The sequence below is a fragment of the Actinophytocola sp. genome, from assembly GCF_045807065.1.
Lineage (GTDB): Bacteria > Actinomycetota > Actinomycetes > Mycobacteriales > Pseudonocardiaceae > Actinophytocola.
Window position 1 is genome coordinate 1 of sequence record NZ_JBJMIE010000548.1, and the last position, 14,531, is coordinate 14,531.

General features: G+C 73.8%; 2 protein-coding genes. Both read right to left on the bottom strand.

Translation table 11 applies throughout. From position 1 onward, the window contains the following. On the bottom strand, window positions 1-13,085 hold a 13,085-nt coding region (locus ACJ73U_RS31995), incomplete at its 3' end, for an SDR family NAD(P)-dependent oxidoreductase (protein WP_407781465.1). 108 nt (window positions 13,086-13,193) lie between these two features. Then, on the bottom strand, window positions 13,194-14,531 hold a 1,338-nt coding region (locus ACJ73U_RS32000; RefSeq protein ID WP_407781466.1), incomplete at its 5' end, for an SDR family NAD(P)-dependent oxidoreductase.

The window sequence follows — 14,531 nt, forward strand, 5'->3', positions numbered from 1 at the left end:
AGGAAACGCATACCGTCGTGGAACCGCACCGTACTCCGCACCTGCCGAACCCAATACTCCGCAGTGCCGATCTCATCCGTCACATCACCGGTCACATTCGACACCACCGGAATGCGTGCCTCGCCGAACTCGACGTTCTCAGCGACCGCACGGAACTCGTCCAACATCGGCTCCATCCGGGCCGAATGAAAAGCATGCGACACGCGCAACCGCGTATGCCGCCACCGCCCCGCCACCGCAAGAACCGCATCCTCATCACCCGACAACACCACCGACTCCGGACCATTCACCGCAGCGATCTCCACCCCAACACCCACATACCCAACCACCTCGGATTCCGAAGCCTGAACAGCCACCATCACCCCACCCTCAGGCAGAGCCTGCATCAACCTCCCCCGAGCAGCCACCAACCGACACGCGTCAGACAGCGACAGCACACCCGCCACATGCGCCGCCACCAACTCACCAATCGAATGCCCCAAAAGGAAGTCCGGACACACACCCCAACTCTCCAACAACCGGAACAACGCCACCTCAAACGCAAACAACGCCGGCTGCGCAAACTCCGTCCGATCAACCCGCTCATCGTCAACGAACTGCTCACCGAACAACGCGGACACCTCATCAAACGCCCGCCCAAAAACCGGGAACGCCGCCCGCAACTCCCGACCCATCCCGACACGCTGCGAACCCTGCCCCGAAAACACCACCGCCAACCCACCATCAACCACCGAACCCGTGACCACCTCGGACCCGACCACGACCATCCGATGCTCCAACGCCGCCCGCGTCGACGCCAACGACCACGCCACATCCACCCGATCGAAGTCCACACACGACTCCACCTGCGCCGCCCGCACCCGCAACGCCTCCGCCGTCCGCGCGGAGACGACCACCGGCAACACCGGCGGCTCCCCCACCCGGGACGAGGCCGCCTCGACCGGCGCCGCCTCCTCCAGGATCACATGCGCGTTGGTTCCGCTGATCCCAAACGACGACACCCCAGCACGACGCGAACCCGACCACTCCACCGACTCCGTCAACAACGACACCGCACCAGACAACCAATCCACATGCGGCGACGGCGCATCCACGTGCAACGTCCGCGGCAACACCCCATGCCGCATCGCCAACACCATCTTGATCACACCCGCGACACCCGCCGCGGCCTGCGTGTGCCCGATGTTCGACTTCACCGAACCCAACCACAGTGGACGGTCCCGATCCCGCCCATACGTCGCCAGCAACGCCTGCGCCTCGATGGGATCACCCAACGCGGTCCCGGTGCCGTGCGCCTCCACTGCGTCCACATCGGACGGTCGCAGACCCGCCGTGGCGAGTGCGGCCCGGATCACCCGCTGCTGCGACGGACCGTTGGGCGCGGACAAACCGTTGGACGCACCGTCCTGGTTCACCGCGGAACCCCGCACCACCGCCAACACCTCATGACCCAACCGACGCGCGTCCGAGAGCCGCTCCACCAACAACACCCCCACACCCTCACCCCAACCGGTGCCGTCCGCCGCCGCCGCGAACGCCTTGCACCGGCCGTCCGGGGACAGCCCACGCTGCCGGGAGAACTCCACGAACGCCGCGGGGCTCGACATGACGGTCACCCCACCGACGAGTGCCATCGAGCACTCGCCGGCCCGCAACGCACTGCCGGCCAGATGCAACGCCACCAACGACGACGAACACGCCGTGTCCACTGTCACCGCCGGCCCCTCCAGACCGAACGTGTAGGCGAGTCGCCCGGAGATGACGCTGGCCGCGATGCCGGTCAGCTGGTAGCCGCCGACCTTGGCCGGGGCCTCGTACATCGCGGGGCCGTAGTCCTGGGACATCGCGCCGACGAACACGCCGGTGTCACTGCCCCGCAAGGAAAGCGGATCGATACCCGCGTTCTCGAACACCTCCCACGAGGTCTCCAACAACAACCGCTGCTGCGGATCCATCGCCAACGCCTCACGCGGCGAAATCCCGAAGAACCCCGCGTCGAACTCGGCCGCGCCCGCGAGGAACCCGCCGCCGCGCGCGTAGTAGGTCCCGGGCCGGTCGGGGTCCGGGTCGTACAACCGGTCGGTGTCCCACCCGCGATCGGCCGGGAACTCCCCGATCGCGTCCGCTCCGGCCGCCAGCAGCCGCCACAGGTCCTCCGGTGAGCTGACGCCCCCGGGGAACCGGCAGCTCATGCCGACGATGGCCAGTGGCTCACCGGTGTGGGCCGGCTCGGGCGCGGCGACGGTGACCGGGCCGGCGCCCAGCAGCTCGTCACGCAGGAAGCGGGCCAGCTCGACGGGTGTCGGGTGGTCGAAGACCAGGGTGGCGGGCAGCCGCGTGCCGACCGCGGCGGCCAGCCGGTTGCGCAGCCGGATCGCGGCGAGCGAGTCGAAACCCAGCTGTTTGAACGTGCGCCGCGGCGCGACGGCGTCGGTCGACGAGTACCCGAGCAGGCCGCCGACCTCGGTGCGCACGAGGTCCAGCAGCACGCGGTCCCGCTCCGCCGCCGGCTGGGCGGCCAGCCGCTCACGCAGCCCGGACGCGCTGTCGCCGGCCCGCACTCTGCGCCGTGCGGTCCCGGACACCAGCTGCCGCAACACCGCGGGCACGTCGCCGGCAGCCCGCAACGCCGAGGTGTTCAGCCGCATCGGCAGCAGGTGGGCGCGGCCGGCGGTGACAGCGGCGTCGAACAGCGCCAGGCCCTCGTCCACGGGCAGCGGCGCGATGCCCATGCCGTTCAGCCGCTGGCGGTCGGCGTCGGCCAGCTCCCCGGTCATGCCGCTGGTCGCGGCCCAGAAGCCCCAGGCCAGCGAGGTGGCGGGTTGACCGGCCGCGACGCGGTGTGCCGCGAGGGCGTCGAGGTAGGTGTTGGCGGCGGCGTAGTTGCCCTGGCCGGGGCTGCCGAGCGTGCCCGCGGCGGAGGAGAACAACACGAACGCGTCGAGGTCGCCGGTCAGCTCGTGCAGGTTGCGCGCGCCGTCCACCTTGGACCGCAGGACGGTGTCGAGCCGCTGCGGCGTCAGGTTCTCGATCACCGCGTCGTCGAGCGTCCCGGCCGCGTGGATCACCACGGCGAGGTCGTCGATGCCGGCCAGCAGCTCGGCCAACGCGTCCCGGTCGGCCACGTCGCAGGCGGCCACCGTCACCTCCGCGCCGAGCCCGGTCAGCTCCGCCGCGCGGTCACCGCCCCGGCCGGTGCGGCTGACCAGCACCAGCCGGCGGATCCCGTGGCGGGTCACGAGGTGGCGCGCGACGAGGCCGCCGAGCGTGCCGGTGCCGCCGGTGATCAGCACCGTGCCGTCCGTCCGGAGGGGTGTGCCGGGCGCCGCTTGCGCGCGGCGCACCCGGGGTAGGAACACCTCGTCGCCCCGGATGGCCAGCTGTGGCTCCCCGGTGGCGACCGCGGACCGCACCAGCCGCGGTGGCACGCCGTCGCGGTCGACGTCGATGAGCACGAACCGGTCCGGGTGCTCGGACTGCGCCGACCGGACCAGGCCACGCACCGGTGCGGCGGCGAGGTCGTCCGCTCGGACCAGCACGGCCAGGCGGCGGTCCTCGGCCAGGGCCTCCTGCAGCCGGGCCAGGGCGCGGTGCGCGGCGGCATGCGGGTCGGTCTCCTCGACGAGCCAGGTGGCGATGTCGTCCGCGGGTCCGTCCGGTGGCACGATCGCGGTCCAGGCCAGCTCGTACAGGGACTCGTGCCGGTGGGCCGCACCGAGGTCGGCGGCCTCGATGGGCCGCAACACCAGGGAGTCCACCGAGATCACGGTTTCACCGTGCTGGTCGGCGGGGTGGCGGGGGCCGGCGCCGTCCGCGCCGATGTGGAGCCGCACCCGCAGCGCGGCGGCACCCGATGCGTGCAGCTCCACGCCGCTCCAGGTGAACGGCACCGCCCTGGCGTCACCCGTCAGCCCGGCGGCGTGCAGTGCGGCGTCGAGCAGCGCGGGGTGCAGGCCGAACCCGTCCGGGGTGACGGCCTCGGGCAGCCGCACCTCCGCGAAGACCTCCCGGTCGCGCACCCACGCCGCGTGCAGGCCCCGGAAGACCGGTCCGTACTCGATGCCGTCCTCGGCGAGCGCCGGGTAGAACCCGTCGAGGTCGACGGGGTCGGCGCCGGCCGGCGGCCAGGCGGTGAGGTCGAACGACGGTTCGCCGGCGTGGCCGAGAAGCCCGGTGGCGTGGCACGTCCACGCGGCGTCGGGACCGTCCACCCGGGAGTGGACCCCGAACGGGCGCCGGCCGTCGGCGTCCGGCTGGCTCACCTTGACCTGCAGCACCACCGCGGCGTGCGCGGGGAGCGGCAACGGAGCGCCCAGGGTCAGCTCGGTGACGCGGCCGCGGCCGACCTCGTCGCCGGCCCGCACCGCGAGCTCGACGAAGGCCGTGCCCGGCAGCAGGACCGAGCCGCGCACGGCGTGGTCGGCGAGCCAGGGGTGGGAGTTGCGGGACAGCCGGCCGGTGAACAGCAGGTCGCCGTCCACGACATCGACGGTGGCGCCGAGCAGCGGGTGGTGCGCGGTGTGCAGGCCGGCGGCGGACACGTCACCCGACGCCGCGGGGGCGTCCAGCCAGAACCGGGCGTGCTGGAACGCGTAGGTGGGCAGGTCGACCAGCCGGCCGCCAGTGATCACGGGTGCCCAGTCGACGGGTGCGCCGTGCACCCAGGCCTCGGCCAGCGCCTTCAGCAGCTGCGGTGGGCCGCCGTTGTCGCGGCGCAGCGTACCCAGCGCGACCGCGTCGGCATCGGCGGCGTGGATGCTGTCCTCGATGACCGGTGTGAGTACCGGGTGCGCGCTGGTTTCGAGGAAGATCCGGTGCCCGGAGCGGAGCAGCTCCCCGGTCGCTCGTGCGAACTGGACGGGTTCACGCACGTTGCGGTACCAGTAGGCCGGGTCGAACACCGCGGAGTCCACCCACTCGCCGGTGACGGTGGACAGGAACGGCACCTCGGGGATCCCGGGTCGAATGCCGGCCAGCAGCTCCAGCAGCTCGTCGCGCAACGGTTCCATCAACGGCGAGTGCCCGGCACGGCTGGACGCCACCCGCCGCGCCCGCACACCCCGCCGATCACACTCGGCGAGGAACTCCTCCAACGCGTCCCGATACCCGGACACCACCACCGACGTCGGGCTGTTCACCGCGCCGAGCGTGAGCCGGTCACGCCAGGGGCGCACGAGTTCCCCGGCGTCGGCCTCGGTCAGCGACACCGACGCCATACCACCGTCCGCGCCCCGCTCCCCCATCAACCGGCTGCGCAACGCGACGACCCGCATCGCGTCGTCCACGGACAGCGCGCCAGCGACGTGCGCGGCGGCGATCTCGCCCTGGCTGTGCCCCACCACCGCGGCGGGGGTGACACCGTGGCTCCGCCACACCTCGGCCAACGACACCATCACCGAGAACAACACCGGCTGCACCACGTCGATCCGCTCGTAGCCCGGCGCACCGGTAACACCACGCACCACGTCCAGGAGCGACCAGTCGGCGAAGGCCCGCAACGCGCGCTCGCAGTCGGCCATCTTCGCCGCGAACACCGGCGACGAGTCCAGCAACTCGACACCCATGCCCGGCCACTGACCGCCCTGACCGGGGAACACGAACACGACGTTGGCGCCGGCGTGCGCGGCGGCGCCGGACACCACGTGGTCCGGGGAAGCGCCGTTGGCCAGCGCGTCGAGACCGGCCAGCAGTTGGCCGCGGTCGTGGGCGACGACGGCGCCGCGGTGGTCGAACACCGACCGCGCGGCCAGCGTGGCCGCCGCGTCGGACGCGGCGAGCGGGTGGTCGGCGAGGTGGTCGCGCAGCCGCGCAGCCTGCGCCCGCATCGCCGGCTCGGTACGACCCGACACCAGCAACGGCACCGCGGTGGCTTGACTCGCTCCGCCCGCGACCGGACTCCCCGCCGGCTCAGCCGTCGGCGACCCGTCCGCCGTGGTGGACCGGCTCGCCGGCGAGTCGGCCTGGACCCGGTGTTCTCCCTCCTGCGCTGCCCGGCCCACGCTGCTCGCCGGTCCAGGCATCGGCGACCCGCTCGCGGCCTGCTCTGCCGGTTCCTCGGCCTCCTCCACGATGACGTGCGCGTTGGTGCCGCTGATCCCGAACGACGACACGCCGGCGCGGCGCGGGTGCCCGTCGCGTGGCCAGTCCACCGCGCCGGTGAGCAGTGACACCGCCCCGGACGTCCAGTCGACGTGCTCGGTGGGCCGGTCGATGTGCAGCGTGCGGGGCAGCATGCCGTGCCGCATGGCCTGCACCACCTTGATCACCCCGGCGACGCCGGCCGCTCCGGTGGTGTGGCCGATGTTCGACTTGATCGAGCCCAGCCACAGCGGGCGGTCCCGGTCCTGGCCGTAGGTGGCCAGAACGGCCTGCGCCTCGATGGGGTCGCCGAGCCGGGTGCCGGTGCCGTGCGCCTCCACCGCGTCCACGTCGGACGGGGCCAGTCCGGCGTTCGCCAGTGCGGCGCGGATGACCCGTTGCTGGGACGGGCCGTGGGGCGCGGTCAACCCGTTCGACGCGCCGTCGGAGTTCACCGCCGAGCCGCGCAGCACCGCCAGCACGGGATGTCCGTTGCGGCGGGCGTCGGAGACCCGTTCGAGCAGGAGCACGCCGACGCCCTCGCCCCAGGCGGTGCCGTCGGCGGCCGACGCGAACGGCTTGCACCGGCCGTCCGGCGCGAGCCCCCGCTGCCGGCTCAGCTCGATGAACCCGTACGGCGTGGCCATCACGGCGACACCGCCGGCCAGTGCGAGCGAGCACTCGCCGCGCCGCAGGGCCTGACCGGCCAGGTGCAGTGCCACCAGCGACGACGAGCACGCCGTGTCCACCGTCATCGCCGGCCCCTCCAGGCCGAAGGTGTAGGCGACGCGTCCGGACAGGACACTCGCCGACGTGCCCGTGACCAGGTAGCCTTCCGCGCTGGCCGCGGCCCGGTGCACGAGGATCGAGTAGTCGTTGCTGTCGACGCCGGTGAACACGCCGGTCTGGCTGCCGCGCAGGGAGTACGGGTCGATGCCGGCGCGCTCCAGCACCTCCCACGACGCCTCGAGCAGGAGCCGCTGCTGCGGGTCCATCGCCGCCGCTTCCCTCGGTGAGATCCCGAAGAACTCGGCGTCGAAGTCCGCCGCGCCGTCGAGGAACGCCGCGGTGCGCACGTAGGAGGTGCCCGGCTGGTCCGGGTCGTCGGCGAACAGCGCGTCCAGGTCCCAGCCGCGGTCGGTGGGGAAGGCGGTGACGGCGTCCCGCTCCGCGGCGAGCAGCTCCCACAGGTCCTCGGGTGAGGCGACGCCACCGGGGAACCGGCAGCTCATCGCCACGATCGCGACGGGCTCGTCGGAGGCGGTGGCGTTCGTCGTCGCCGGCGCGGTCGTGTCCTGTCCGACCAGCAGCGCGCGCAGGTGGGCGACCAGCGCGGTCACCGTGGGATGGTCGAACACCAGGGTGGTCGGCAGCCGCAGCCCGGTCGCGGTGTTGAGCCGGTTCCGCAGCTCGACCGCGGTCAGCGAGTCGAACCCCGCGTCCTTGAGGGAGCGGTCGTCGGCGATCGCGTCCTTCGCGTCGTGCCCGAGCACGGTCGCGACGTGGCCACGGACCAGCTCGCCGAGGATCGCCTCCTGCTCGTCGGCGCCGCGGCCGGCCAACCGCCCGGCCAGCCCGCCACCGGCGGTGTCGCCCGGCGTGACCGCCCGCCGCGCCGGTGTCCGCACGAGGCCGCGCAGCAGCGCCGGCACGGCGCCGTCCTCCGGGAGGTCCAGCCTGACGGGCAGCACGACGGGGTCCGGGAGTTCGCGTGCCGCGTCGAACGACGCCAGCGCGTCCTCGGTGGACAGCGGGGTGAGCCCGGCCCGCCGGATGCGGCGCGCGTCGGCCCCGGCCAGCCGGTCGGCCATCCCCCCGCCGGCCGCCCACGGTCCCCACGCGACGGACCGCACCGGCAGGCCGCGTGCCGCGCGGTGCCGGGCGAGGGCGTCCAGCGCCGCGTTGGCGGCGGCGTAGTTCCCCTGGCCCGGGCCGCCGAAGGTGGCCGCCGCGGAGGAGAACAGCACCAGTTCGGCCGAGTCGCCGAGGAGTTCGTGCAGGTTCACCGCCCCGTCGAGCTTGGGGCGCAGCACGGTGTCCAGCCGTTGCGGGGTGAGCGAGGAGAGCACGCCGTCGTCCAGCACCCCGGCGGCGTGGATCACCGCGGTGAGGTCGGGGATGCCGGCGAGCAGCCGGGCCAGCGCCGCGCGGTCGGCCACGTCGCAGGCGGCGACCGTGACCTCGGCGTCGAGGCGGCCCAGCGTCCCGGTGCCGCCGGTGATCAGCACCGTGCCGTCGAGCGGGGCGGGGATGGTGAGCACGACCTTGCCGACATGCTTGGCCTGGCCGAGGAAGCGGAAGGCGTCGGGGGCGTGCCGCACGTCCCAGCAGGTGCGTGGCAGGGGCCGCAGCGCGCCCCGCGCGAACAGGTTCAGGACCTCGGCGAGCATGGCGCCGAGGCGCTCCTCGCCCGCCTCGATGAGGTCGAACGCGCGGTACTCGACGCCCGGCAGGTCGTCCCGGACGTCGGTCTTGCCCATCTCGACGAACCGGCCGCCGCTGGGGAGCATGCGTGCCGAGGCGTCCACGAACTCGCCGGCCAGCGAGTTGAGCACCACGTCGACCGTGCCGAACTTCGCCTCGAACCCGAGGTCGCGGGAGGAGGCGAGGTGGTCGTCGTCCAGGCCGAGGCCGCGCAGCGTGTCCCACTTGGCGGGGCTCGCCGTGGCGTACACCTCGGCGCCGAGGTGCCGGGCCAGCTGGACGGCCGCCATGCCGACACCGCCGGCGGCGGCGTGCACGAGCACGGACTCGCCCGGCCGCAGCCTCGCCAGGTCGACCAGGCCGTGGTAGGCGGTGAGGAACACCACCGGCACCGAGGCCGCCTCGGCGAAGGTCCACCCGGCGGGCATCCGCGCGACCATCCGGTGGTCTGCGGTCACCACGGGGCCGAAGGCACCGGGCAGCAACCCCATCACCCGGTCGCCCTCGGCGAGGCCCGTCACGCCGGCACCGACCTCCAGCACGACCCCGGCGCCCTCGATGCCCATCTCCGCGTCGCCCGGGTACATGCCAAGCGTGATCAGCACGTCCCGGAAGTTCACGCCGGCGGCACGCACACCGACGCGCACCTCGCCGGCGCGCAGTGGCTGCCCCGGCGTGGGGTTCGGCACCAGGGCGAGGTTGTCGATGGTGCCCTTGTCGGTGACGTCGAGGCGCCACGCACGGCCGGGCGGCGGTTCGAGTGCCCGGCCGGCGGCGCGCACCAGCCTCGGCGCGGACAGCTCGCCGGCACGCAGCCGGACTTCCGGTTCACCGCACGCCAACGCCGCGTCCACATCTTCCACATCGGACTCGACGAGCAGGAACCGATCGGGGTGCTCGGACTGCGCGGAGCGCACCAGCCCCGCCACCGCCGCGCCGGCCACCGTGTCCGCGGTGACGACGGCCAGCCGCGCCGCGGGGTCCCGGTCCTCGGCGACCCAGGACCGCAGTGCGGACAGCGCCGTCGACGTGGCCGCCCGCACGTCGTCCCCGTCGACGCGCAGCACCTCGACGTGCTCGGCGGGCGTCGTGGCGCGGACGGGGACCCAGTCGACGGTGTAGAGGATGTCGCGCCGCCGCGACCGGGCGAGTTGGCCGGCCGTGACGGGCCGCAGCGCGAGGGTGTCCACGGCGGCGACCGGTCGGCCCTCGTCGTCGGCGATCCGCACCGACACGGCGTCCCCGCCCGCGGGCGACACGCGGACCCGCAGCGCGGTGGCACCGGTGGCGAACAGGTCCACACCGGACCACGAGAAGGGCAGCCGGACCGTCTCACCAGGACGCGCGGCCAGCCCGATGGCGTGCAGTGCGGCGTCGAGCAGCGCGGGGTGCAGCCCGAACCCGCCGGGCTCGACCCCCTCCGGCAGCCGGACCTCGGCGTACACCTCCTGGCCCGACCGCCAGGCCGCCCGCATGCCCTGGAACGCCGGCCCGTAGTCGATGCCGAGCCCGGCGAGGCCGGCGTAGTGACCGTCGACCGGCACCGGGGTCGCGCCGGCCGGCGGCCATTCGGCGAGATCGAAGTCGGGGATGCGGGCCGCCGAGGACAGCACCCCGGTGGCCAGCCTGGTCCAGGTGTCGGCGGTGGCGTCGTCGGCAGCGTCGGCGACGTCGGCCTGGGCGTGGACGGTGAACGACCGGCGGCCGTCGGTGTCCGCTCCACCGACGGCGACCTGGAGTCGAACGCCACCGGACTCGCCGAGCACCAGCGGTGCCTCGATGGTCAGCTCGTCGAGGTGGTCGCAGCCGACGTGGTCGGCGGCGCGGACGGCGAGGTCGACGAACGCGGTGGCGGGCAGGAGGGTGCGGCCGTGGACGGTGTGGTCGGCGAGCCACGGGTGGGTGCGCGGGGAGATGCGTCCCATGAGGACGGAGCCGCCGTTGTCGGCCAGCGTCGCGGCGGCGCCGAGCAGGGGGTGGCGGGTGGGGCGCAGCCCGAGGGCGGCGGGGTCGGCGACGGGGCTCCTGTCCAGCCAGTAGCGGGTGTGCTGGAAGGGGTAGGTGGGCAGCGGGACGCGGTGGGCCTCGGGGTAGAGGGTGTGCCAGTTCAGCGGGATGCCGCGGACGTGGGCGTGGGCGAGCGCGGTCGCGAGTGCCCGCAGCGACGGCAGTGCGCGGTTCTGGGTCGGGATGAGCGCGACGGGTGCGGTGGCGGTGAGCGCGGCGTCGGGTCCGATCTCCATGAACGTGGCGACCCCGGCGTCCTCGGCGCGGCGGAGGTTGTCGGCGAACCGGACGGTGTCGCGAACCTGCCGCACCCAGTACTCGGGGCTGGTGGCCTCGCCGGTGAGGACGAGGGGGATCTCCGGCGGGTGGTAGGTGATCGCCCTGGCCACCGCCGCGAACTCGTCGAGCACCGGTGCCATGCGCGCGGAGTGGAACGCGTGCGACACCCGCAGCCGCTGGTGGCGCCAGCGCGCGGCCACCTCCAGCACCGCGTCCTCGTCACCGGAGAGCACCACCGACTCCGGCCCGTTCACCGCCGCGATGTCCACCCCGGGACGCAGGTTGGCGGCGACCTCGGCCTCGGCGGCGCGTACCGACACCATCGCGCCGCCGGGTGGCAGTGCCTGCATCAGCCGGGCACGGGCCCCCACCAGACGGCACGCGTCCGACAGCGACCACACGCCGGCCACGTGCGCGGCCGCCAGCTCCCCGACGGAGTGCCCCAGCAGGTGGTCCGGGCGCAGCCCCCAGTGCGACAGCAGCCGGAACAGCGCCACCTCGAACGCGAACAGCCCGAGCTGGGCGAACCCGGTGCGGGTCAGGCGTTCCTCGTCGCCGAACACCACCTCGGCGACCGGCGCGTCGAACTCCGCGCACACCGCGTCGAACGCCTCGGCGAACACGGGGAACGCCTCGTGCAGTTCCTTGCCCATGCCCACCCGCTGCGCGCCCTGGCCGGAGAAGACGAACGCGGTCCTGCCCGCCACCACCGAACCGGTGACGACCTCCTCGCCGAGGAGCACGGCGCGACGGTCCAGCCCGGCGCGGGTCGTGGCCAGCGAGAAGCCGAGGTCCACCGGGTCGGCCGCCAGCGAGCGGACGACCTCGACCTGGCGAGCCAGCGCCTCGTCCGAGGACGCCGACACCACGAGTGGCACCACCGGCGGCGACCATCCCGAGCCGGGCGCGGTGGGTGCCGCGGCGATCTCGGGCGCCTGCTCGAGGATCACGTGCGCGTTCGTCCCGCTGATCCCGAACGACGACACTCCCGCCCGGCGTGGGCGGCCGGCGTCGGGCCACTCGACCGGCTCGGTCAACAACGACACCCCGCCCGACGACCAGTCGACGTGTGGCGTCGGTTCGTCCACGTGCAACGTCCGGGGCAGCACGCCGTGCCGCATGGCCTCGACCATCTTGATCACGCCGGCGACTCCGGCGGCGGCCTGCGTGTGACCGATGTTGGACTTCAACGACCCCAGCCACAGGGGACGTTCGCGGCCCTGGCCGTAGGTCGCCAGCACGGCCTGCGCCTCGATGGGGTCACCGAGCCGGGTGCCGGTCCCGTGCGCCTCGACGGCGTCCACATCGGACGGCACCAGTCCCGCGTTCTCCAGTGCCCGCAGGATCACCCGGTCCTGGGCCGGACCGTTCGGCGCGGTCAGGCCGTTGGACGCGCCGTCGGAGTTGACCGCCGAGCCCCGCACCACGGCCGACACGGGGTGTCCGAGGCGGCGCGCGTCGGACAGCCTCTCCACCACGAGCAGGCCGACGCCCTCGGACCAACCGGTGCCGTCCGCCGCCGCCGCGAACGACTTGCACCGGCCGTCGGGGGACAACCCGCGCTGCCGGGAGAACTCGATGAACGCGCCGGGGCCGCACATGACCGTCGCCCCGCCGGCCAGCGCCAGCGAGCACTCCCCCGACCGCAACGCCTGCACCGCGAGGTGCAACGCCACCAACGACGACGAACACGCCGTGTCCACCGTCACCGCAGGGCCCTCGAGACCCAAGGCGTACGCCAGCCGGCCGGACGCGACGCTGGCCGTGTTGCCCGTCATCACGTAGCCCGCGACGGCGCCGGCGTCCTCCGGGCGCGGCGCGTAGTCCTGGCCGGTCAGGCCCACGAACACGCCGGTCCGGCTGCCCCGCAGGGAAAGCGGGTCGATCCCGGCCCTCTCGACCGCCTCCCACGAGGTCTCCAGCAGCAACCGCTGCTGCGGGTCCATCGCCAGCGCCTCCCGCGGCGAGATCCCGAAGAAGTCGGCGTCGAAACCGGCCACGTCCGACAGGAACCCGCCGTGGCGCGTGTAGCACGTGCCGCCGTGCTCCGGATCGGGGTGGTAGAGCCGGTCGAGGTCCCAGTCCCGATCGTCGGGAAAGCCCGAGATCCCGTCGCCGCCGGCGGAGACCAGCCGCCACAGGTCCTCCGGCGAACGCACTCCGCCGGGCAGCCGGCAGCTCGCCGCGACGATCGCGATCGGTTCGACCTCCTCGAACTCGGTGATCCGCCGACGAGCCTGGCGCAGGTCGGCGGTCACCCGCTGGAGGTAGTAGCGAAGAGTCTGTTCGTCAGCCACGGCACACCTGTTCACTGGCACGGCACGGGTTCCGGCTTTGCCCTCGACTGCGAGCCTGCCGAAGCCGACACCCGCGGAACACCCCTGCACCCCCTACCGTCGGCCGGCTCAACGCCCCAGCTCCTCGTTGATCAACGTGATCAGCTCGTCGTCCGACGCGGCGGACAGGTCGTCCGGTCCGACGGGCGGGAGCGGCGCGTCGGCCTGGCGCCCGGACCAGTCCGCGGCGATCGTCCGCAGCCGCAACGCGATCTTCGCGTGGGTCGTGCTGCCGGGGGCCAGTGTGGACAGTCGCTGGGCGAGCCCGTCGAGCTCGGCGAGCACCGACTGTTCCGGCGACGGCACGAGTTCGTCGAGGAGGTGGCGGACGAGTGCCTCGGTGCTCGGTTGGTCGAAGACCAGCGTCGCCGACAGCCGCAGCCCGGTGACCGTGTTCAGCCGGTTCCGCAGCTCCACCGCGGTCAGGGAGTCGAACCCGAGCTCGGCGAACGGGCGGCGGACGTCGATGGACTCCGCCGCCGGGAGACCGAGGACGGCCGCGGTCTCGGCGCGCACCACCGCGAGCACGGTCTCCTCCCGCTCACCCGCGGACTGCCCGGTCAGCCGGTCGACCAGGGACGAGGGTCGCGGCGCGGTCCGTCGCGCCGGTGTCCGGGCACGCGCCGGCGCGTCCCACTTCATTGCCAGGACAACGGGTTCCGCGCCGCGCATGCCCGCGTCGAGCAGCGCCAGTCCGTCCACTGTGGTCAGTGGGCGCAGGCCGGAGCGGGACATCCGCTGGTGGTCGGCGGTCCGCAGGCCGGTGGTCATGCCCGTCGTCTGCTGCCAGGGCCCCCACGCCAACGAGCACGCCGCGAGGCCGGCCGCGCGGCGGTGGGTGGCGAGCGCGTCGAGTGCGGCGTTGGCCGCGGCGTAGTTGGCCTGCCCCGGGTTGCCGAGCACGCCGGCGGCGGAGGAGAACAGCAGGAACGCGTCGACGTCGCCGACCAGCTCGTGCAGGGTGCACGCGGCGTCGACCTTGGGGCGCAGCACCGCGTCGAGTCGTCGCGGGGTCAGCGTTTCGACGGTGCCGTCGGCGACGACGCCCGCCAGGTGCACCACCCCGGTCAGCCGCGGGAGCCCGGCGAGCAGTGTGGCGAGCGCGTCCCGGTCGGTGACGTCGCATTCGACGACGGTGACCCGCGCGCCCAGCTCCTCGACGAGGTCGGTGGCTCCGCCGCGGCGGCTGGCCAGCACCAGGTGGCGGATGCCGTGGCGCGTCGCGAGGTGCCGGGCGACGTCGCGGCCGAGCGCGCCGGTGCCGCCGGTGACCAGCACGGTGCCCTCGGGATCCATGGTGCGCGGCAGCGTCAGCACGACCTTGCCGACGTGCTTGGCCTGGCTGACGAAGCGGAACGCCTCGGGCGCACGGCGCACGTCCCACGCGGTGAGCGGCAGCGGCCGCAG